This is a genomic window from Erythrobacter sp. S43, assembly GCF_057364955.1.
Map to the genome: position 1 here is coordinate 1,215,050 of NZ_CP200285.1, position 19,778 is coordinate 1,234,827.

Genomic DNA, 19,778 nt, shown 5'->3' on the forward strand with positions numbered 1-19,778 from the left:
GCAAGCGGTGGATGCGCTGCGCCATGGCTGGGCGCTTGATTTTGCCGGTGGTCCGGTTCTGCTCCCTATCGAAACCGCCATCGCGCGCGGTGCGCTATCCGGCCAGCTTTTGATATCGGCTGCGCGCGCGGCGACATTGAAACTCACCAACCAACGTGAGGCAGCGCGCAGCGATGTGCCGCACACGCCGATACTGATCAGGGGCGGCGAACCCATCTCGCTCGATCTGGCGCGCGCAATCGCTGATCCGTCGCTGGACCTCAACAATCCGCTCAAAGGCCCGTTTCGCGCGGACGGCATCAATTGGCCGGACGAGGCGGTCGCGGCGATGGAGTATGCTCGCATTGCCGGCATTCTTCCCGCCTTTATGGTCGATCCGGTTGAAGGGGGTGAGCCACACCCGCTCCATGCAAGCGATCTCGCCGCTTACACCGATACGGGCCGGCTCGACATCGTCACTCGGGCGCGCCTGCCTGTCACGGCAAGCGAGGATGCCGAGATCATCGCGTTTCGTTCGACTGCAGATACGCGAGAGCATGTCGCGCTGGTGATCGGCAAACAGACGGGAGACAAAGTGCCGCTGGTGCGGCTGCATTCGGAGTGCCTGACTGGCGATGTGCTCGGCAGCCTCAAATGCGATTGCGGACCGCAGCTCGATGCGAGCCTCGACGCCATGGCGCGGCATGCCCGCGAAGATGATGGTTGGGGCGTGCTGCTTTACATGCGGCAGGAGGGACGCGGGATTGGCCTCATTAACAAACTGCGCGCCTATCGCCTGCAGGATCAGGGCTTCGACACAGTGGATGCGAACCAGCGGCTTGGCCTGCCCGATGAAGCGCGCGACTTCCCGGTGGCAGCTCGGATGCTCGAATTGATCGGTGCGACAACGATCCGGTTGATGACCAACAATCCGAAGAAAGTGGATGCACTCACCGAGGCTGGGATCACTGTGACCGAGCGCGTGCAACACCAATTGCCCGACAACCCGCACAACGCCCGCTACCTCGCCACCAAGCGCGACCGTTCGGGGCATCTGCTCAAATGAGCATTACCATTCGTGATGAGGCGCCCGGCGACGAGGAGACAATCTTTGCGCTGACCAAGGCTGCGTTTGACCCCATGCCGTTCAGCGATGGAGACGAGCCGGAGCTGGTAAACAAGCTGCGCGCGGATGGCGATTTGACACTGTCTCTGGTCGCCGAAGACGCGGAGAGGATCGTCGGCCATATCGCGTTTTCGCCCGTTACCATCACCGACGGCGCGCGGGATTGGTATGGACTTGGCCCTGTATCGGTTTGGCCAGAACTACAGCGCGAAGGCATAGGCGGCGCGCTGATCAATCGCGGCATCGCCGATATGCGGCAAAAGGGTGCTAAGGGCATCATCTTGCTTGGGAGCAACGAGTACTACCCGCGCTTTGGCTTCAAACACGAACCCCAGTTGAAGTATCCCGGACCACCGCCCGAGTATTTCCAGTGCTTGCTGCTGGAAGGCGAATTGCCAAGCGGTGAGGTATCTTACGCGCGGGCTTTCGGCTAAACTGTCAGCCTCAAAGCAAAAAAAGAGGCAGAACATGCGTTACTTCATCCTTGCCCTTGCGATGGTCCTCGGCCTCGGGAATTACTCCAACGACGCGGTGCAAGAACTCGTCAACGAGGGGGAGAACGCTCAAGCCTTTGCATTGGCAGAGGAAGGAGCGAGGAGCGGAGACGCACGCGCTCATGAATGGCTCGGCTGGTTCTATGACGAGGGTCGTGGGGTCGAGGCGAATCCTCAAAAGGCTTTAGAACACTATCGCATCGCGATCGCTGGTGGGCGCAACTATTCGCGCTGGCGTGTGGGTGTGTTGATTGACCAGGGCAAGGCTGAGGGGACTCTCGAGGAGGCCGTCGGCCTCTTCACCACCGCCGCAAACGAAGGCTTCAGCAATGCCATGGTCAGCCTTGGGATGATGCAAGCTCTCGGACGTGGGACGGCCCAAGACTACGACGCCGCATTTGCCAACTACATGAAGGCAGCGCGCGCTGGGAACGATCATGGATTACGCGGGGTGGGCGTGTTGTTTTACAATGGCGAAGGCGTTGAAGTGAACAAACGCGAGGCCGCTGCCTGGTTCTTGGCTTCGGCCGTGCATGGCAATGAAGATGCCGACAGGAGCTTCGAAGTTGTCTCAAAAGAGCTTGAAGGCATAGACTTTCGCGAGATCGGCAGACGCGCGAACGTCATCTGTGAAGAGCTCGGGCTGCCGCGCCGTGTTGAAATCAGAGACGATGATCCGGAGCCATCAACGCAGGCGTGAGGCCATTTCACCGCCGCTCGTATTGCTTCAAACCGCCCGCCAGGGCGTTGCCTGACAAGGCGATGCGCGAGCCGGTCCAGTCGGCCAGAAACACGCTCGAACGGCGCAGTCCCGGAACGAAACGGGCCTGATTGCCGGTGACTTCCAGCCCGTCGGAATTGTGCAGGTTCTGTTCGGCACCCAGCGCGATGAAGGCGGAGTAGTTCTCTTTGCTGCGCCCCTGGACGAACCAGTTGCCTCTGATCATCCCGCGGCTGCCAGCGGGCAGGTCGATCATGTAATTGGTTTTATTGCCGTTGGCGTCGTCGAACGAATTGTTTTCGATCGTCACATTGGCCACGCGCGCTTTGACGTAATGCCCGCCCTGTCCGCGTTCAAAGCGGCTCTCTTTGACCGTCAACGAACCGTAATTGCCGATATAGAGCGAGTGCGCGCAGCCCGCCGAGTTCTCGCATGTGCCCAGCCCGCTAAAGGTCGAGCGCACGATGTAAATCTGCGAGTTTGGATCATTGGCGCTCAGAATGCCCTGCTGGCTGTCGAGGAACCAAGAATTGGCGACATTCAGGCTGCCCTTCTCGAGCCGGATACCTGCACCGTTCCCATCCCGAACGGCGAAATTGCGGAAGACGACACCGCGTACCTCTGCGCCCGTTCCACGCAAGACCAATCCAGCCTTGCCCTCGCAAGAACGGCGTTCGAAAATCGCAGCGCCCGGCTGCTCAGAGACATACTTGATAACGCCCGCTTCCTGAACAGCGCATTCGGGGTAGATACCCGGAGCGATGTTGATCGTCGCGCGTGAATTGCCCACCGCTTTGATCGCCGCCTGAAGCGAGCCATAGGATTTGCCCGTTTCGGCAATCGTGAAAGCCCCGCCACCGCTCTGCGCGTGGATTGTTGTCGCCGACAGTGCGACGATCAGCGAGCTGCCGAGCGCGGCGGCGAGCCATTTCTTCATGCGTCCTTCCGGAACACGGCGGGCGGGGGCATTTTTCTGAACCATGTAAGGGACTTTACCAGACTGCCCTTGCCGCAATGCTCACGCTTTTCACTGTGTGCCGTTTCGAACCATCAATTCGCGCTTTGCTTAAGGGCCTGCGCGTGGCTAGATAGTGCCAATCTTAAAGGGATAACTGAGGAGGATCACCCCCATGAAGAAGATTGCAAGCATCGCTCTGCTTGGTGGAGCAACATTGGCACTGGCCGCATGCGGCAGCTCTGAAAGCGCATCGACCGAAGCAACCGCCGACACCGTTGAAGTGCCTGCGGACGAGGCTTTGGAAGCCGTGACGGAAGAGCCGGTTGAAGACAGCGCCGCCAGCGAAGGTGACGAAGGCGAAGGCGCCGAGCCCGCACCGGTCACTCAGGAAGCGGCTGAAACGGCAGCGGACAATGCGGCTGAAGTCGCAGACCAAGCCGAAGCGGCTCTGGAGGCGGCCAACGCGGCCGCTGAAGCAGCGTCGGCAGCTGACGCAGCTGATGTTGCAGAAGCTGCGGCCGCTGCTGCGGCTGATGCGGTTGAAGAATAAGCGAATGGCACACAGACCGGCGGACCACGATATGCGTGGAGGCCAGCGCTTGCGCGCATGGTCCGCTGGCGTGCTGCTTCCTGCAGCGCTGCTTTCAGCCTGTGGCACCGGCTCAGAAACGGGCCCTGGCGGCGTGACCGAGGGCGAAGCAGCGGCTCTTGATGAAATTGCGGAAGAGCTGGACAAGCAACAGATCCCCGAGGGCGCGATCCCTCCGGTGGACTTGCCCGCTCCGCAACAGGCTCCCGAAGCTCAATCCAACACTGCCCAAGAAGGCGAATAGGCGGGCGGCAAAGCCCGTGTGAGAGGACAGATCGAGATGAATGTGGCACCCGACCATGCCGGACAGTTCAACGCCGGAATGGACACCGACACGTTCGAGCAATTTGCCGAGCAGCTTGAGCGCTATGTCAACGAACGTCTGATCCCTGCCGAGGGCGAAGTGATCGCAAACGACGCGATCCCGCCCGAAATCATCGATGAGATGCGCGAGATGGGATTGTTCGGGCTGACTGTGCCGGAAGAATATGGCGGCGCTGGCCTCAACATGGGTCAATATGCGCGGGTGGTGAACATCATGGCCTATGCCGCCCCCGCCTATCGCTCGATCTTCTCGATCAATGTCGGCATGTTTTCGAGCGCGTTGAAGAACGGCGCAACCGAGGAACAACGCGCCGAATGGTATCCCAAAATCGCCGAAGGAAAAATCGCGTGCTTTGGCCTGACCGAGCCGGGTTCGGGCAGCGATAGCGCCGGGTTGCAGACCACCGCTGTGCCTGATCCCGATGGCAATGGCTGGATCCTCAACGGCACCAAGCGCTACATCACCAACGCGCCGCATGCAGAAGTCGCTTTGATCATGGCGCGGACCGAAAAGGAAAACCTGCCCAAGAATGCGCATGTCAGCGCCTTTCTGGTGCCGATGGATACGGCTGGTGTTTCGACCGGATCACCTGACCACAAGATGGGCCAGTCAGGTTCGCACATCTCGGATATCATGCTTGATGATGTGAAGGTGCCGGGTGATGCGCTGCTGGGCGGTGAGACCGGCAAGGGCTTCCGCTTCGCGATGCAAAGCCTCGACAATGGCCGCATTTCCGTTGGCGCGGCGGCAACCGGCTATGCGCGCCGTGCGCTGAATTCGGCGCTGCGTTATGCCAATGAACGCAAAGCGTTTGGCGAGCCGATCGCGCGTTTCCAACTGATCCAGGCGATGCTGGCCGACAGCGAAACCGAAATCTACGCCGCCGAATGCATGATGCGCGATGTGACCGAACGCGCCGACCGTGGCGAAAACATCATCACCAAGGCGGCGGCCTTTAAAGTATTCGCCAGCGAGATGTGCGGCCGCGTCGTCGACCGCGTCGTTCAGGTCTATGGCGGCGCAGGATACCTCGCTGAATACGATGCCGAGCGCTTTTATCGCGATGCGCGCATCTACCGCATTTACGAAGGCACCACGCAGATTCTGCAGCTTCAGATCGCCAAACACATGCTGCGCGAATGGGAAGCAGCGAACGGATAACGCACCTTGTACAAACTTCTTACCGACCTCTCGATCATCGAGGTCTCCAGTTTCGTCGCTTCACCCACCGCCGGGCTTTACTGCGCGCAGATGGGGGCGGAAGTTATCCGCGTCGATCACAAGGCCGGCGGCCTAGATTACGACCGGTTCATGCTGACCAAAGAGGGCCGTTCGCTAAGCTGGGAGAACCTCAACCGCGCCAAGAAATCGGTCGCGCTTGATCTGCGCAGCGGCGAAGGGCGCGAATTGTGCGTCGAGCTGGCGGCGAAGACGGGCCAGTGCATCACCAACCTTCCCGAGAAGAGCTTTCTGAGCCACGCGGCCATGGCGGCGAAACGCGATGACATGATCAGCGTGCGCATCATGGGATGGCACGACGGGCGGCAGGCGATGGACTTTACGGTCAACGCTGCGTCTGGTTACCCGCTGATGACCGGCCCAGAAGAGTGGGACCCGGAGACCGCACCGCCGATCAGCCAACCCCTGCCGGCGTGGGATTTCATCACCGGTGCCTATTCGGCCTTTTCGCTGATGACCGCGCTGCATCATCGCACCGCGACCGGCCAAGGCAGCGAGATGCGCGTGCCGCTGGGCGATGTGGCGATTGGCACCATGGCAAACTCCGGGACGCTCGCTGAAATGCTCTATCGCGGCGGGGATCGCCAGCGTCTGGGCAACGCCATCTGGGGTGCGTTCGGGCGCGATTTCCGGTCAAGAGACGGCAAGCGCTTTATGGTCGCCGCGCTGACGCCAAAGCAGTGGACGGGGCTTGTTGCTGCATTCGATGTGGCCGAGCCGATTGCTGCGCTCGAAAAGGAACTCGATGTGGACTTTAGCGCCGGTGATCGCCCGCGCTTTGAAAACCGTCACCGCCTTTTCGATATCTTCCAATCTGCCGCCGAAGCCGAGGATTACGCGGCGCTCGCCGAGCGTATGGCCGCGCAAGGTTGCACGTTCGAGCATTATCGTTCGCACCATGAGGCTTCGCAGGATCCCGATCTGGTGGCGAACAATCCGCTGTTCGGCCCCTCGCCTGCTAACCCTTCGGGCTTTGAATATCCCGCCACACGCAGCTTCGCGAATATGCCAGCGCACGAGGCTGGTGACCCAGCAGCAGCGCCCTATCTCGGGCAGCATTCCGAGGAAGTCTTGGCCGAACGTCTTGGGCTTTCCTCGGGCACTATCGCCAAGCTGATCGATGCAGGCACTGTCGCACGCTCTGATAAAAACGCCAATTACGAGTACCGCTGATGACCAGACGCGCCGCCATTGTTTCACCGCTCCGCACACCCGTGGGCAAGTTTTTGGGCGGGCTGTCGAGCCTCAATGCGGGCGAACTTGGCGCGATCATCCTCAAAGCGCTGGTCGAGCGCTCGGGCATTGATCCGGAGCGCGTTGACGATGTCGTGTTCTCGCAAGGCTACGGCAACGCCGAAGCGCCCGCCATTGGTCACTGGTCCTGGCTCGCTGCAGGGCTTCCACTTGAGGTGCCCGGCTACCAACTGGACCGGCGCTGCGGCTCAGGACTGCAAGCGGTCGCCAATGCGGCGATGATGGTCGAGACGGGCATGGCCGACGTCGTGGTCGCAGGCGGTTGCGAGAGCATGTCCAATGTCGAGCACTACACGCTGCAAGGGCGCGGCGGTGCGCGGATGGGCGATATCACGCTGCACGATCGCCTCTCTCGCGGGCGCTTGATGAGCCAGCCAATCGAGCGGTTCGGGATCATCACCGGCATGATCGAAACTGCAGAGAACCTCGCCAAGGACTACGAAATCACACGGGAGGAGGCCGACGCCTACGCTGCACGTTCGCACCAGAATGCAACGGCGGCTTGGACCGAAGGCAAGTTTGCTGACCATTTGGTGCCAATCGAGGTGCCACAACGACGCGGCGATCCGGTCACATTCGACCATGACGAGGGCTATCGCGCCGATGCGTCCATGGAAACGCTCGGCAAGCTCCGCGCGATTGATCTGAAGCGCGACCCCGATGCCATCGTCACCGCAGGCAATGCCAGCCAGCAGAACGATGCGGCGGCGGCGTGTCTGGTGGTGGCGGAGGACAAGCTGGAAGAGCTGGGCCTCACCCCCTCGCTCTGGTTCGGCGGTTGGGCAGCGGCGGGCTGCGACCCGTCGCGCATGGGTATTGGACCCGTTCCTGCGACCGAGCGGCTGTTCGAGCGGCGCGGTTACTCTTGGGACGATATCGGGCTGGTTGAACTCAACGAAGCCTTCGCGCCGCAAGTCCTCGCGGTGCTGAAAGGCTGGGGTTGGTCCGCCGATGACAGCCGACGCGATATTCTCAACGTCAACGGCTCGGGCATCTCGCTCGGCCACCCCATCGGCGCGACCGGCGGGCGCATTCTGGCCGACATGGCCGCAGAGATGCACCGACGCGAGGTCAAATACGGCCTCGAGACGATGTGCATCGGCGGCGGTCAGGGCATCGCAGCGGTGTTTGAGCGAGCCGCATGAGCATTTCAAATGAGTGATTGGGACGCATGGATCGGGCGAGAGGTCCGCGCGAGCGACCAGCTCGATGAGGCGCGGGCCAAGCGGTGGTTGGCCACTTTCGGTCTGCCTGAGAGCAATCCGCTGCCACAAGGCATCCACTTCGCGCTCTGCACACCAGACGCGCCAACCTCTTCACTTGGCGAGGATGGTCATCCAGCTCGCGATGACAGCCCTGACAGCTTTCTCCCACCCTTTCCCATGCCACGGCGCATGTGGGCTTCCAGCAAAGTTGAGTTTGTCACACCGATTACGAAAGGCGCGGCGATCACGCGCACAAGCCGCGTGGCTTCGATTAGTGAAAAGGAAGGCGGAAGCGGTAAGCTGGCCTTTGTGAATGTCGATCACGAAACACACGCCAACGGTACGCTGGCTGTGCGCGAGACACAGACGCTGGTCTATCGCGATGCAGCGGCGGCAGATGCGCCGCTCAGCCCTCCCGAGCCGAGCAATGGTCAGTTCAACACAGACGAATGGGACGCGCACCGCACAATCACGCCCGATCCGCGCCTGCTGTTTCGCTATTCAGCGCTGACCTTCAACACGCACCGCATCCACTACGACGCGCCCTATGCCGAAGCGGTTGAGCGCTATCGAGGGTTGGTGGTGCACGGACCGCTGACTGCGAGCCTGCTACTGCAATTGGCGGCGAGTGAGTTGGGCGAGAACCGGCTGTGCAGCTTTCAATTTCGCGGCATGTCTCCGGCCATTGTAAATGAGCCGCTGCACCTGGTGATGCGTAAGGCCGGAGACGGTTATGAGCTTGGCGCGTTTGCCAGCGATGGCCGACAGGTAACCAAGGCCAACGCGACGGTTTAACCCCCGGCTTTAGGTGGCCTGCCGCGCCTCGGCTTTTGCGATTGCCCGGCTTCAATGCCCCTTGCATTGAGCGCTTCTCGCAGCAGCACTTCAATCTGCGCATTGGCGGAACGCAGCTCTGCCCCAGCCAGCCGCTCGATCGCGGCGTGAACCGCCGGATCGAGCCGCAGCGCGAAGGCTTTCTTTTGGGTGCAGCCATGGCTGCCTCCTTCGGTAGGCCCCGTTACTGGTAAAGCGTTCCGGTGTTGACGACCGGCTGCGCCTCGCGATCTCCGCACAGGACAATCATCAGGTTCGAAACCATCGCCGCCTTACGTTCGCTGTCGAGATCCACGATACCGTCACCCGACAGTTTCTCGAGCGCGTCTTCGACCATGGATACTGCTCCAATCACCACCTTCTTGCGCGCCGCAATCACGGCATCGGCCTGCTGGCGGCGCAGCATGGCGCCCGCAATTTCTGGAGCGTAGGCGAGGTGAGTGAGGCCCGCTTCGTCGACAATTATGCCGGCGACCGCTAGCCGCTCGTTTAGCTCAACCCGCAGTTCATTGGCGATGATATCCGCGCTGCCCCGGAGCGTCGTTTCGTCCTCATCCGACATGTCGTCATAGGGGTGGCGCGCGCCGACCGTACGAAGACCGGCTTCGATCTGGATGTTCACAAACTCTTTGTAATCATCGACGTCAAACACGGCTTGCGCAGTATCATCCACGCGCCAAACCACATTGCAGGCAACTTCAATCGGGTTGCCGCGCAAGTCGTTAATCTTGACCCTTTCCGAATGGATGTTGTGCGCACGCACGCTGACCTTGTTCTTGCCCATCCAGGGCCAGATCCAGTGCAGCCCCTCTTTACGTGTGGTGCCGCGATATTCGCCGAAAAGGGTGATCACCACCGCCTGGTTGGGCTGGATCATGAAAAAACCGACAGCCACAAATACGAAAGCGAGCACGGTCAAAAGCACGCTGCCGATGACGATGCCTTCATCGCCCGTCGAAAACCCGAAAAGCACCGGCAAAACCAGTGCTGCAATCAACGCAATCAGCATGAGATACCCGTTGAATGAAGTTGCCGCTTTCTCGCGACTGGATGTGATCGCCGATTGATCTGCGGACGCCATAGTGGTTCTCCTCGATATAATTATGATATCATATTTATATCAGTTTTGCCGGAGAGTCAATCTGGGTCTGGATAGTCTTTGATCGGCTTCATCACACCGTAGCTTTCTGCCTTTGGTTCGCGTCCCAATTCAGGGAAATCAATCTCGGGCGGCGCGACATGGGTATCAGGCAGGTGATCGAGCAGGTGGCGGATCAGCGTCAGTCGCCCGCGCTTCTGGTCGTTGAAATCGACCAGAGTCCACGGTGCGTGATCGGTATGCGTGGCTTCCAGCATGGCTTCGCGTGCATCGGTGTAGGCGTCGTATTTCTCACGCGCGGCAAGATCGATGGGAGAGAGCTTCCAGCGCTTCAGCGGATCGTCGAGCCGTTCACGCAGCCGCTCTTCCTGTTGGTCCTGATCAGTCGTCAGCCAATACTTGAACAGCAGGATACCATCATCTGTCAGCAGCTTTTCGAACACCGGAACTTGCCGCAGAAACACATCAACCTGATCCTGATCGGCAAAGCCCATCACCTGTTCCACGCCCGCACGGTTGTACCAACTGCGGTCAAACAGCACGATCTCGCCAGTGGTCGGTAGATGTTTGATGTATCGCTGGAAGTACCATTGGCCGCGCTCGTCATCGGTGGGTTTGCCCAAAGCCACAGTTCGGCATTGACGCGGGTTCAGCTTGTCCCGAACGGCGCGGATCGCCCCGCCCTTGCCTGCTGTATCGCGCCCTTCGAACAGGACCACAATCCGAGCGCCCGTTGTCCGCGCCCAGCGCGCCATGCCGACCAATTCTTCGGTCAGCGGTTCGAGCGCCTTGCGATAGTCCTTGCCCTTGAGACCCATACGGCTTCCTTTGTGCTTGTTTCACGGCCGTGATAGTATCAAATGCAAGCATATGGCTACTCTCGCTGACCCTGAAACCGACTTTTCGAAACTGCCGGAGCTTCCGGAGGACGTATTCACTGCGCCATTGCAGAAGCCGGATCATGTCGGTGACGACTGGCTTGAGCCCGCGCAGACCGTCTATTCAAGCGAAGATGATGCGGTCTGGAATGACCTGTTCAACCGCCAAATGGATGTGCTACCGGGGCGCGCCGCAACTGCGTTTATGCAAGGGCTGGAGCGGCTGGATCTGGGGCGCGGGGGTGTGCCAGAGTTTAGCCGTTTGACTGAAGAGCTGGACAAGCTGACCGGATGGAGCGTCGTGCCTGTCCCCATGCTGATACCCGATCACGTGTTCTTCTGGCATCTCGCCAACCGCCGTTTCCCGGCGGGCAATTTCATCCGTACACGCGAGACATTCGACTACATTCAAGAACCCGACGTGTTCCACGATGTGTTCGGTCACGTGCCGATGCTGACCGATCCGGTCTATGCCGATTACATGCAGGAATATGGCCGTGCTGGGTGGAAGGCCATGCGGTACAATCGCCTCAAATCACTCGGCGCGCTGTATTGGTACACGGTGGAGTTCGGCCTGATCGAAGAAGCTGACGGCGTGAAAGCCTATGGCGCAGGCATTCTGTCCGGCCCAACCGAGGCGGTGTTTGCTGTGGAGGCCAAAAGTCCCAATCGCATCATGTTGAACGTCGATCGCGTGATGCGCACCGATTACGTCATTAGCGACCTACAACCCACCTATTTCGTGATCGAGAGCTTTGAGGACCTGTATCGCCAAACGGTCGAGCGCGACTTTGACCGGCTATACAAAAACCTCGCACCCGGTTTCACCTACGCCAACAGCGCGGTGATCGATGTCGATTACGTGGTGAACCGTGGGACGCAGGAATACCATCTGCGCGGCGGCCGAGGATCAGGCGCGGATCCGGTTTAGGCAGTCCGGTTGCGGAAAACGCCGTGATACAGGACCAAGAGCACAAAAGCCGCCGCCGCGCCGACACCGAGCGCGGTCAGTGACAGGCCGCCAATCATCGTGCCGTTGTTCATAAACAGCCCGCCGACAAGCGACGCGACAACGCCTATGCTGATCTGACGCACGATCTCTCCCGCACTTTCCGTGCGAGCCAGAATTGATGCGAGCCAGCCAAGCAAAGCGCCGACGAGGAAGAGCACTGCCAATGCCATAGTGGTTGCGTTGTCCTTTCATCTGCTCAATCCGCAGACGGGACCTTTGTTCCGACGATCCCTACAGGCCAAGAGATTCAGAAAAAATAGAGCAGAGCGCAACCCATCGCGATGCGATAGATGACGAAAACCATCATGGATGCGCGCTTCAGGAAGTTCATCAGGAACGCCATGGTGGCAAAGGCAGCAATGAAGGTCAGAACCCCTGCTACAAGCGCGTCCCAAGCAAGCGCGGTGCCAGCCTCGAAAATCTCCGGCACGATCAGCACGCCTGCGCCGGCCACCGCAGGGATTGAGAGCAAGAAGGAGAAGCGCGCGGCCTCAACCCGCTTGTACCCGAGGAAACGCGCGGCCGTCATGGTGACTCCCGAACGGCTGGTGCCAGGGATGATCGCCAGCGCCTGTGCAATGCCGACGATCAGGCCATCGCGCCACGTCATATCCTCGAAGCTCTTCACCTCTTTGCCCAAGTAGTCCGCGAGGCCCAGCAAGATACCGTAAGCAATCAGGTTAAACGCGATGAGGTCGGTGAAACGGATCGATGACATCAGGTCATCATCAACCACGGTGACGCCAAAAACCGTCTCCGCAAAAGAGTTGAACACGCCCATCTTGATCGCGAGACCAAATGCGACGGCGGGAATGGTGCCGAGCACGATCCACCAGAACAGGCGGCGCTCTTTGGGCGCTTCGGGATTATCTGTGCCGATCCCGATGCTGGCAAAACCACCGCGTGCTAGTACCACCACGTCTTTGAAGAAATAGACGATGATCGCGAGCAGAGAGCCGACATGCACCGCCACATCGATCAGCGGTCCCTGATCGGAGAAGTCGGTGAAGCTCGGGATCAGGATGAGGTGCCCCGACGAAGAGATCGGCAGGAACTCCGTAATCCCTTGAACAATGGCAATGATCAGCAGCTGCAGAAAAGTCATAGCCCGCGCTCCATGGCAGGGGCGCGGGCTAAGTCAAAGAGTTTATGATCCCGTTTCATCACGAAGCGGGTTTGTACGGAGCGCTACCAGATTTTGACGCGCTTCTCCGGCGGCAGATACAGCTTATCGCCCGGCTTCACGTTGAACGCCTTATACCATGCATCGATGTGGCGAACCGCGTTGTTGAGGCGGAATTCACCCGGCGGATGGTTCGCGGTCATCACGCGGTTGCGCAGGCTCTCTTCGCGCTCCATCGAACGCCAGATTTGAGCATAGCCAAGGAAGAAGCGTTGATCTCCGGTCAATCCGTCAATCACCGGCGGCTCTTCACCGTTCAGCGACATGCGATAGGCGCGGTATGCCATTTGCAGGCCAACCACATCGCCCAAAGTCTCACCCATTGATTGGCCAGCGCGAAGGCACTCGGGACCGTTTGATCCTTCGACAGGGCAATAGGCTTCGATGAAACCGCCCATCGCCTCGGTAAATTGGACGAAGCCCTTACGGTCTTCATCCTGCCACCAGTTCCGCAGAGTGCCGGTGGAGTCGAACTGCGAACCCTGGTCGTCATATCCGTGACCGATTTCGTGGCCGATCACAGCACCGATGCCGCCATAGTTCACCGCCTCGTCAGCGGTCGCGTTGAAGAACGGAGGCTGAAGGATTGCGGCGGGGAACACTATGCGGTTGGTCAGCGGCGAGTAGTATGCGTTCACCGTCTGCGGGAACATGCCCCACTCGGTCGGGTCGACATTCTTCTTGAGACGCGCGCGGCGGTCTTCATCGTTCCAACGCGCAACCGCGAGACGGTTTCCGACCGGATCGTCACCAGTCATCTCAAGCCCGTCATAGGTTTTGAATTCCTCGGGATAGCCGATCATCGGCACAAAGGTGCCGAGTTTCTTGCGCGCTTCTGCGATGGTCTCTTCGGTCATCCACTCGTTTTCATCGAGCGCTGCGCCCATGGCTTTTGATAGGTTCGCCACCAGCGTGTCCATCCGCGCCTTGCTATCAGGCGGGAAGTACTTGGCGACGTAAAGCGCACCGAGCTGTTCGCCGATGGCGCCTTCAACCTCGTTGATGGCGCGTTTCCAGCGGTCCTGCTGCTTTTCCTGACCATTGATGGTCTTGCCGTAGAATTCGAAAGCAGCCTTATCCAGCTCGCTGCTCAACACCGCGGTGTTGTTGCCAATCATGTCGACAACCATGAACGCCTTGATCGTCGAAAGAGGCGTTTCGGACAGGAACTTCATCATCCCCGGAAGACCGTCGCCGATCATCTTTTCCTGCTCTGGCGTGATGCCGGCCTGCTCTTTCTCTTCCTCGGTTGGAGGGATCTGAGCGGCGAGATAGCGGGTCTGACCCGAAAGCTTGGCCGATTCCAGAAGCGTCTCGATCGGGAAATCGCCAGCCATCTCCTTCAAGTCTTCCGGCGACAGCTCGTTGTAGGTGAGTGTCGGCTTACGGAAAATCTGCCGCGCCCATTCCAACCGGGCGACTTTGGCTTCGAAGCTGTACACCGCCTCGGCCGCAGCCTTAGGATCGGTGTAGCCAGCCGCATTAAGGACCTTTGCGAGATACTCTTTATATTTCGCGCGGATCTCGATGTTCTTCTCGGAATCGACAAGGTAGTAGTCGCGGTCCGGCAGCCCAGTTCCATTGAAGCCGAGGCCAACGACGTAATCGGTCGGGTTGCGCGCGTCGATGGTCACGCCCGCGCCCACGGGCGAGGAGTAACCGGGTTTGCCCATCAGTTTGACGAGCGATTCAAGATCGGGGGCCTGATAAATCTCGGCAAGATACGGGTAGGCTGGCGCCAGTCCGCTGGCGTCGATCGCTTCAACGTCCATATACGCGGTGTAGCCATCAACAATGCGACGCGCCTGCGTGCCCGGCTCGGGATTGGAGGCGACGAGATCATCAACCAACTTCTTCACATCCTGCGTCGCACCTTCGCGCAGCAGGTCAAATGCACCAAAACGCTGGCGGTCAGCAGGGATCTCGTTAGAGGCGATCCACTTACCGTTGACATAGGCGTTGAAGTCATCGCCCGGTTTAACGCCCTGATCGATCGTATCGAGGCCGACACCCCAACTGCCGAAATCCATCTTGGGCGAAGACGCGGGGCTCGCGGCCTCGGTTTCGCTTTCTTCGATGAGCATGTCGACATGGTGCGGGTCGTTATCGGCCAAAGCCGGTGCGCTGAGCGCGAAGGCGGCGACGCCAGCACACAGAAGAGCAGATTTCTTGATCATAATGACTTTCCCCGTTTGGCAGGATCATAGAGCCTGATGAGAGAGGTTTAGACCGAACAAAGCAACGGTGTCGCCGTTCGTCCGGTGATTGCCGTATTTGGTCGAATAACGGGCACGAGAAGCCCCGGTTCCGCAGGATTAGGCGGCAGCGGTGGTCGCGAATTGCAGCTTCGCGAGGCGCGCATACAGGCCGCCTTTGGCCAGCAGCTGATCGTGTGTGCCCTGCTCGGCAATCGCGCCTTGATCGAGCACCACGATCCGGTCCGCCTGTCGCACCGTGGCGAGGCGGTGGGCGATTACCAACGTCGTGCGCTGCGCCATCAACTCATCGAGCGCTTGCTGCACCAATTGTTCGCTCTCTGCATCCAATGCGCTGGTAGCCTCATCCAGCAACAGGATCGGCGCATCGCGCAGCAGAGCACGGGCAATCGCGACACGTTGACGCTGGCCACCCGAAAGCTGTGTCCCGCCTTCGCCCAGATAGGTGTCGAGCCCTTCAGGTAGAGCGCGTAAGAATGTCTCGGCATTGGCCGCGCGGGCAGCTTCCCAGATCTCCTCGTCCGAGGCATCCCAACGGCCATAACGCAAATTGTCGCGTGCATCGGCGCTGAACAGCACGCCATCCTGCGGGACAAAGGCGAGCCTTTCACGGATTTCGGCTGGGTCCGCTTTGATCAGCGGGACGCCATCCATCCGGATCGTGCCGCCCTGCGGGTCGTAAAACCGCTCGACTAGCTGGAAGAGCGTCGATTTGCCCGCACCCGAAGGGCCAACAATCGCCACGGTCTCCCCCGGTTCGATTTCGAGGGAGAAATCCTTGAGCGCAGCCACTTCGGGCCGCGCGGGATAGCGGAAAGTGACATTGCGGAACGATAGACTTCCGCGCGCTGGCACAGGCAGGCTCTCAGGCCGTGCGGGCGGTGCAATCGAAGGCTTTGCCTCAAGCAGCTCGGCAAGGCGGCTTGCTGCGCCTGCTCCGCGTAGAAGATCGCCATAAACCTCGGTGAGTGCTCCAAACGCGCCCGCGACCAAACCGCCTGTCAGGACAAAAGCGGCAATAGTCCCGCCGCTGATCGCGCCTTCCGACACAGCAATTGCACCGCGCCACATCGCCAATGTGACCCCGCCGAAGATCAAAACGATAACGATCGACGTCATGATCGCTCTAAGCACGATGCGTTTGCGCGCGGATTCGAAGGTGCGTTCGACCACGCCGCCAAAACGGTCGCCCTCACGCCGCTCTTGACCAAAACTCTGGACGACTTTCATCGCGCCCAAAACCTCAGTCACATAGGCGCCCACATCAGCAATCCGGTCCTGGTTGGAACGCGACACGGCCCGGATGCGGCGGCCAAAAAAACGATCGGGATGATCACCACCGGAATACCGATCAAAAGCCCGAGCGTGAGCGTTGGCGCCAGATAAAGCAGCAACAGGATGCCGCCGATTCCGGTAAGTGTGTTGCGCAGCGCCACAGAAACGGTTGTGCCCACCACAGTCTCGATAATCGCGGTATCGGACGTCATCCGGCTGGAAATTTCCTTGGGGCTGTTCTCTTCATAGAAGCTAGGCGACATGCGAAGCAGATTGTTCTGCACTTTGAGCCGAATGTCAGCGACCACCCGCTCTCCGATCCAGCTGACGAAATAGAACCGCATGGCTGTGCCGATGCCGAGCACAACAACGATCATCATCAGATATTGAAACGCAGTCGAAATATCTGCCTGGCTCGCAGTGCCGCCAAACGCCTCATCGATTATGACTTTGAAGCGCCACGGGATCGCCAATGTCGCCAGCGCGGTGACCAGCAACGCTACCAGAGCCAATCCGATTTGCTGAGGGTATTTGGCCGCTTCGCGGAACACCATGCGCAATGGTGCGAGCGAGCGATTTGTTTCGCTCTCGCGCGTTTCCTCGGCATCGACCTCTTGGGGCGAATGCGTCTCCTGAACGCTGGTATCCTGCAACGATCCGTCCATTATGCGCTCCATCTAGGGCGCAGTCCGCGATTTTTCACGTGTAAAAACCGCACAATCCCGAATGAGTGGACGCGGGCCCGAAAATTGTGCATTGCACAAAATTCAATTGCAGCCCATTTAAGGGGCACAAAGTGTACGCTGCGCTAGGGGGATCAGGCGCGCCGTTCGTAACACGAAGACGGGAAAAGCATGCTTTACCAGGCTTACGAAATCCAGCGCAGCTGGATGAACAGCGTCAGCGCGCTCGCTTCAATTAGCGCAGAAATGATCACCAACCGCGCCAATCCGTTTGGCTACACCGCGCTCGGACCGATTGCCGCGAATGCTCTCGACGTTTTTGCCCACGCAACCGCACATTATGGCAAACCCGCCTTCGGCATCACTGAGATTGAATCGGACGGCAAAATCTACCCGGTGATCGAAGCGACCGTGGTCAACCGCCCGTTTGGCGATCTCAAACGCTTCCGCCTTGATGGGGTTGATACTGGTAAGAAGAAGCGCCCCAAGCTGCTAATCGTTGCCCCAATGAGCGGGCATTACGCCACTCTCCTGCGCGGCACGGTCGCGCGGATGCTCGAAAGCTATGAAGTCTACATCACCGATTGGGCCGATGCGAAGACTGTGCCGCTGCACGAAGGCCACTTCGATCTCGATGACTATATCGACTACATCATGGAATTCCTCGAATACATCTACGAGGTAGAGCCCAAAGCAACGCGCCAGCGCCCGCATATGATGGCCGTGTGCCAACCCTCGGTGCCGGCCTTTGCGGCCACCGCCTTGATGAACCTGCACAAATCACCAGCGACCCCGGCAACGCTGACCATGATGGGCGGTCCAATCGACACGCGTGAAAGCCCGACGACGGTCAACAATCATGCCATGAACCGGCCAATCGAGTGGTTTCGCCACTCGGTGATCGCGACAGTGCCGATGAATTATCGCGGCGCGGGCCGCAGGGTCTATCCCGGCTTCATGCAGCTTTCGGCGTTCATGAGCATGAACCTGCAAAGCCACATGATGAGCCATTACGAGATGTTCAAACATCTGACCGCTGGCGATGAAGAAAGCGCGCAAGCGACCAAGGATTTCTACGACGAATACCGCGCCGTCTGCGACATGACCGCGGAATTCTACCTCCAGACGGTCGAAGAGGTGTTCCAGAAACACTCGATCCCGAACAATACCTTCCGCCACAAAGGCGAGATTGTCGATCTGCATGCGATCACCGATACCGCGCTGCTCGCCATCGAAGGCGAACGCGACGATATCTCAGGCCTCGGCCAGACCAAGGCGGCGCTCAAGCTGACCGATCATCTGCCCGAAGAGAAGAAGCGGTATTACGTGGCTGAAGGTGCCGGACACTACGGAATCTTCAACGGCAGCCGCTGGCGCACCAAAGTCGCGCCGGTGGTTGAAGAATTTATCGCCGAGCATTTCTGACCAGCTAGGATTCGGGTGTACGGCTCCGGAAAAACAACCGTTTCAAAACCCGCTTCGCCGCCCACAGCAATCCGAGCACCAACAGCAACAAGACTGCTGCGATGCCCAGCGCCATCAGCGGGTATTGAAAGGACACAAATAACAGCCCTGCCGTGGCCACATCCTCGCCGCTTGATACCACCGCGTTGCTGACCGGCTCGGGCGATGTGTTGACCACGGCGCGCGCGCTGGCTTTGCCGCCATGGGCAAGGAAGCTGGCGCCCCCGCCCAGCAGAAACGCCACCACCTGCGTTGCGGGGTCCGAGGGATCGACAATCGCTAGCGCCAGCAAAGCACCGCCCACCGGACGGACGGCGGTGTGGATCGCGTCCCATGCGCTGTCGAGCCACATCACCTTGTCGGCGAAGAATTCAGCAAGCGCCCCCATGGCCGCGATGCCCATGACCCACGGGTTTTCCAGCACCGCAAGGCTGGTCAGATGTTCAGGCACCGGCAGCGCATCCAGCCGCATCGCCAGCCCCGTGGCGAAGATGCAGAGATACAGCCGCCAGCCTGCGAGCAAGCTGACGCTGCTAGCGATTCCGATGATCTCCATGATCCCCATGGCGTGACCAAGCCCTTCGCGTCAGCCGATGCGTTGCGGCTCCGAGGGGCACGCAAAGCCCGCCGCAAGCGTTCCGTCAGCAATGTCCCGCGCCCGCTGGTTCTGAGTCGAGCCGGTGGAGTTCCAGACATGCGCCACTCGGCAGCCGGGCTTGCTTGCGCTGCCAACTGTTTCAACGATCAGCGCGCTGTTGCCGCCCGTTTCCATGGAGACATCTTTAAGCCGCGCGATCACCGCGAACGGTTTGCCGTCCTTCAATCGCCACTCGATCGTGTCGTTCAAGTCGTTGAACGGCGAAATGGTCCTGAAGTCCCGGGTCTTCACGCCGACATCAATGTCGTACCGGCCGTCGCCAACATTCACATAGAGCGGAACGCCGTCATACCCTTCACAAACCGCCTCGAGACTTTCACCTTCTTCCGCCTGTGATGCGAGCACGCGGCAGTTGTCGAGATTGTATTTGGTATAAGCCGAGGTGATGCCCGCAGGCGCAGCCTCTTGCGCGGCGGCCTCTGTTTCGGTTGCGGTCGGCGCGGGGACAGGTGCCTCAGCCTCTGCCGGTGCCGCCTGCTCAACCGGTGCGGCATTTTGCGGCGCCTCTGGCTCCTGATTGCACGCCGCAAGCCCCAGGCACATCGCTGCACCACTTAGAATTACCGACCTTGTCATCTGCATTCCC

At 59.7% G+C, this 19,778-nt stretch carries 20 protein-coding genes and 1 pseudogene; 11 read left to right on the forward strand and 10 right to left on the reverse strand.

Annotated elements, in window-relative coordinates; all coding sequences use genetic code 11:
- Positions 1-7: 7 nt before the first annotated feature.
- From ribA to AC0V6K_RS05850, 3 genes are read left to right on the forward strand one after another with little or no spacing between them, the layout of a single operon-like run.
- Positions 8-1,045 carry a GTP cyclohydrolase II gene (gene ribA / locus AC0V6K_RS05840; protein ID WP_472626032.1) on the forward strand — a complete coding sequence of 346 codons (1,038 nt, stop codon included), beginning with the start codon at positions 8-10 and terminating at the stop codon, positions 1,043-1,045.
- Positions 1,042-1,539, forward strand: a complete 498-nt coding sequence (locus tag AC0V6K_RS05845; protein WP_472625510.1) for a GNAT family N-acetyltransferase — start codon at positions 1,042-1,044, stop codon at positions 1,537-1,539. The genes ribA and AC0V6K_RS05845 overlap by 4 nt, the downstream gene beginning before the upstream one ends.
- Before the next feature lie 34 nt (positions 1,540-1,573).
- Positions 1,574-2,299 carry a tetratricopeptide repeat protein gene (locus tag AC0V6K_RS05850; RefSeq protein WP_472625512.1) on the forward strand — a complete coding sequence of 242 codons (726 nt, stop codon included), beginning with the start codon at positions 1,574-1,576 and terminating at the stop codon, positions 2,297-2,299.
- A 7-nt stretch (positions 2,300-2,306) separates the two neighbouring features.
- Here AC0V6K_RS05850 and AC0V6K_RS05855 read toward each other — a convergent pair whose 3' ends face one another.
- Positions 2,307-3,302, reverse strand: a complete 996-nt coding sequence (locus tag AC0V6K_RS05855) for a right-handed parallel beta-helix repeat-containing protein (RefSeq protein ID WP_472625514.1) — start codon at positions 3,300-3,302, stop codon at positions 2,307-2,309.
- 148 nt (positions 3,303-3,450) lie between these two features.
- Between AC0V6K_RS05855 and AC0V6K_RS05860 the strand changes: the two genes are divergently transcribed.
- The 6 genes from AC0V6K_RS05860 to AC0V6K_RS05885 are packed head-to-tail and all read left to right on the forward strand — an operon-like array spanning position 3,451 to position 8,685.
- Positions 3,451-3,828 (forward strand): hypothetical protein, encoded by a 378-nt coding sequence (locus tag AC0V6K_RS05860; RefSeq protein ID WP_472625516.1) that lies wholly within the window; start codon positions 3,451-3,453, stop codon positions 3,826-3,828.
- Positions 3,829-3,832: 4 nt separating this feature from the next.
- A complete protein-coding gene (locus AC0V6K_RS05865) occupies positions 3,833-4,111 on the forward strand; it encodes a hypothetical protein (RefSeq protein ID WP_472625518.1) in 279 nt (92 codons plus the stop codon).
- A 36-nt stretch (positions 4,112-4,147) separates the two neighbouring features.
- Positions 4,148-5,353 (forward strand): acyl-CoA dehydrogenase family protein, encoded by a 1,206-nt coding sequence (locus tag AC0V6K_RS05870; RefSeq protein WP_486172581.1) that lies wholly within the window; start codon positions 4,148-4,150, stop codon positions 5,351-5,353.
- Between the two features lie 6 nt (positions 5,354-5,359).
- Positions 5,360-6,604: a CoA transferase gene (locus AC0V6K_RS05875; protein ID WP_472625520.1), complete on the forward strand. Its 1,245-nt coding sequence runs from the start codon at positions 5,360-5,362 to the stop codon at positions 6,602-6,604.
- Positions 6,604-7,830 (forward strand): acetyl-CoA C-acetyltransferase, encoded by a 1,227-nt coding sequence (locus AC0V6K_RS05880; protein ID WP_472625522.1) that lies wholly within the window; start codon positions 6,604-6,606, stop codon positions 7,828-7,830. The genes AC0V6K_RS05875 and AC0V6K_RS05880 overlap by 1 nt, the downstream gene beginning before the upstream one ends.
- A 9-nt stretch (positions 7,831-7,839) precedes the next feature.
- On the forward strand, positions 7,840-8,685 hold the full coding sequence (locus tag AC0V6K_RS05885; protein WP_472625524.1) for an HTD2 family dehydratase: 846 nt from the start codon (positions 7,840-7,842) through the stop codon (positions 8,683-8,685).
- Here AC0V6K_RS05885 and AC0V6K_RS05890 read toward each other — a convergent pair.
- Genes AC0V6K_RS05890 through ppk2 form a run of 3 tightly spaced genes read right to left on the reverse strand, consistent with a single transcriptional unit; the run spans position 8,682 to position 10,641 of the window.
- A complete protein-coding gene (locus AC0V6K_RS05890) occupies positions 8,682-8,855 on the reverse strand; it encodes a type II toxin-antitoxin system antitoxin (protein ID WP_472626035.1) in 174 nt (57 codons plus the stop codon). The two genes, AC0V6K_RS05885 and AC0V6K_RS05890, sit on opposite strands and share 4 nt — an antisense overlap.
- Positions 8,856-8,908: 53 nt before the next feature.
- Positions 8,909-9,805, reverse strand: a complete 897-nt coding sequence (locus AC0V6K_RS05895) for an SPFH domain-containing protein (protein WP_472625526.1) — start codon at positions 9,803-9,805, stop codon at positions 8,909-8,911.
- 56 nt (positions 9,806-9,861) lie between these two features.
- Entirely contained in the window at positions 9,862-10,641 is a 780-nt protein-coding gene (gene ppk2 / locus AC0V6K_RS05900) for a polyphosphate kinase 2 (RefSeq protein WP_472625528.1), read from the reverse strand.
- A 52-nt stretch (positions 10,642-10,693) separates the two neighbouring features.
- Between ppk2 and phhA the strand changes: the two genes are divergently transcribed.
- Positions 10,694-11,632 carry a phenylalanine 4-monooxygenase gene (gene phhA, locus AC0V6K_RS05905; RefSeq protein WP_472625530.1) on the forward strand — a complete coding sequence of 313 codons (939 nt, stop codon included), beginning with the start codon at positions 10,694-10,696 and terminating at the stop codon, positions 11,630-11,632.
- On the opposite strand, the gene AC0V6K_RS05910 is transcribed toward phhA, so the two are convergent.
- The 4 genes and pseudogenes from AC0V6K_RS05910 to AC0V6K_RS05925 form a co-directional block, all read right to left on the reverse strand.
- Positions 11,629-11,883 (reverse strand): GlsB/YeaQ/YmgE family stress response membrane protein, encoded by a 255-nt coding sequence (locus tag AC0V6K_RS05910; RefSeq protein ID WP_472625532.1) that lies wholly within the window; start codon positions 11,881-11,883, stop codon positions 11,629-11,631. The two genes, phhA and AC0V6K_RS05910, sit on opposite strands and share 4 nt — an antisense overlap.
- Positions 11,884-11,960: 77 nt before the next feature.
- Positions 11,961-12,818: an undecaprenyl-diphosphate phosphatase gene (locus AC0V6K_RS05915; RefSeq protein WP_472625534.1), complete on the reverse strand. Its 858-nt coding sequence runs from the start codon at positions 12,816-12,818 to the stop codon at positions 11,961-11,963.
- Between the two features lie 83 nt (positions 12,819-12,901).
- On the reverse strand, positions 12,902-15,073 hold the full coding sequence (locus AC0V6K_RS05920) for a M13 family metallopeptidase (protein WP_472625536.1): 2,172 nt from the start codon (positions 15,071-15,073) through the stop codon (positions 12,902-12,904).
- 138 nt (positions 15,074-15,211) lie between these two features.
- Positions 15,212-16,941: pseudogene (locus AC0V6K_RS05925) on the reverse strand (ABC transporter transmembrane domain-containing protein).
- Positions 16,942-17,241: 300 nt separating this feature from the next.
- Between AC0V6K_RS05925 and AC0V6K_RS05930 the strand changes: the two are divergent.
- A complete protein-coding gene (locus AC0V6K_RS05930; protein WP_472625538.1) occupies positions 17,242-18,495 on the forward strand; it encodes a polyhydroxyalkanoate depolymerase in 1,254 nt (417 codons plus the stop codon).
- Positions 18,496-18,499: 4 nt separating this feature from the next.
- On the opposite strand, the gene AC0V6K_RS05935 is transcribed toward AC0V6K_RS05930, so the two are convergent.
- A complete protein-coding gene (locus tag AC0V6K_RS05935; RefSeq protein ID WP_472625540.1) occupies positions 18,500-19,099 on the reverse strand; it encodes a DUF4126 domain-containing protein in 600 nt (199 codons plus the stop codon).
- A 21-nt stretch (positions 19,100-19,120) separates the two neighbouring features.
- Positions 19,121-19,768: a hypothetical protein gene (locus AC0V6K_RS05940; RefSeq protein ID WP_472625542.1), complete on the reverse strand. Its 648-nt coding sequence runs from the start codon at positions 19,766-19,768 to the stop codon at positions 19,121-19,123.
- Positions 19,769-19,778: the final 10 nt, after the last annotated feature.

Coding starts and splice junctions, on each gene's coding strand:
- AC0V6K_RS05845 (WP_472625510.1), top strand. CDS start 1,042: ATGAGCATTACCATTCGTGATGAGGCGCCCGGCGACGAGGAGACAATC.
- AC0V6K_RS05850 (WP_472625512.1), top strand. CDS start 1,574: ATGCGTTACTTCATCCTTGCCCTTGCGATGGTCCTCGGCCTCGGGAAT.
- AC0V6K_RS05855 (WP_472625514.1), bottom strand. CDS start 3,302: ATGGTTCAGAAAAATGCCCCCGCCCGCCGTGTTCCGGAAGGACGCATG.
- AC0V6K_RS05860 (WP_472625516.1), top strand. CDS start 3,451: ATGAAGAAGATTGCAAGCATCGCTCTGCTTGGTGGAGCAACATTGGCA.
- AC0V6K_RS05865 (WP_472625518.1), top strand. CDS start 3,833: ATGGCACACAGACCGGCGGACCACGATATGCGTGGAGGCCAGCGCTTG.
- AC0V6K_RS05870 (WP_486172581.1), top strand. CDS start 4,148: ATGAATGTGGCACCCGACCATGCCGGACAGTTCAACGCCGGAATGGAC.
- AC0V6K_RS05880 (WP_472625522.1), top strand. CDS start 6,604: ATGACCAGACGCGCCGCCATTGTTTCACCGCTCCGCACACCCGTGGGC.
- AC0V6K_RS05885 (WP_472625524.1), top strand. CDS start 7,840: ATGAGTGATTGGGACGCATGGATCGGGCGAGAGGTCCGCGCGAGCGAC.
- AC0V6K_RS05895 (WP_472625526.1), bottom strand. CDS start 9,805: ATGGCGTCCGCAGATCAATCGGCGATCACATCCAGTCGCGAGAAAGCG.
- ppk2 (WP_472625528.1), bottom strand. CDS start 10,641: ATGGGTCTCAAGGGCAAGGACTATCGCAAGGCGCTCGAACCGCTGACC.
- phhA (WP_472625530.1), top strand. CDS start 10,694: ATGGCTACTCTCGCTGACCCTGAAACCGACTTTTCGAAACTGCCGGAG.
- AC0V6K_RS05910 (WP_472625532.1), bottom strand. CDS start 11,883: ATGGCATTGGCAGTGCTCTTCCTCGTCGGCGCTTTGCTTGGCTGGCTC.
- AC0V6K_RS05915 (WP_472625534.1), bottom strand. CDS start 12,818: ATGACTTTTCTGCAGCTGCTGATCATTGCCATTGTTCAAGGGATTACG.
- AC0V6K_RS05920 (WP_472625536.1), bottom strand. CDS start 15,073: ATGATCAAGAAATCTGCTCTTCTGTGTGCTGGCGTCGCCGCCTTCGCG.
- AC0V6K_RS05930 (WP_472625538.1), top strand. CDS start 17,242: ATGCTTTACCAGGCTTACGAAATCCAGCGCAGCTGGATGAACAGCGTC.
- AC0V6K_RS05935 (WP_472625540.1), bottom strand. CDS start 19,099: ATGGGGATCATGGAGATCATCGGAATCGCTAGCAGCGTCAGCTTGCTC.
- AC0V6K_RS05940 (WP_472625542.1), bottom strand. CDS start 19,768: ATGACAAGGTCGGTAATTCTAAGTGGTGCAGCGATGTGCCTGGGGCTT.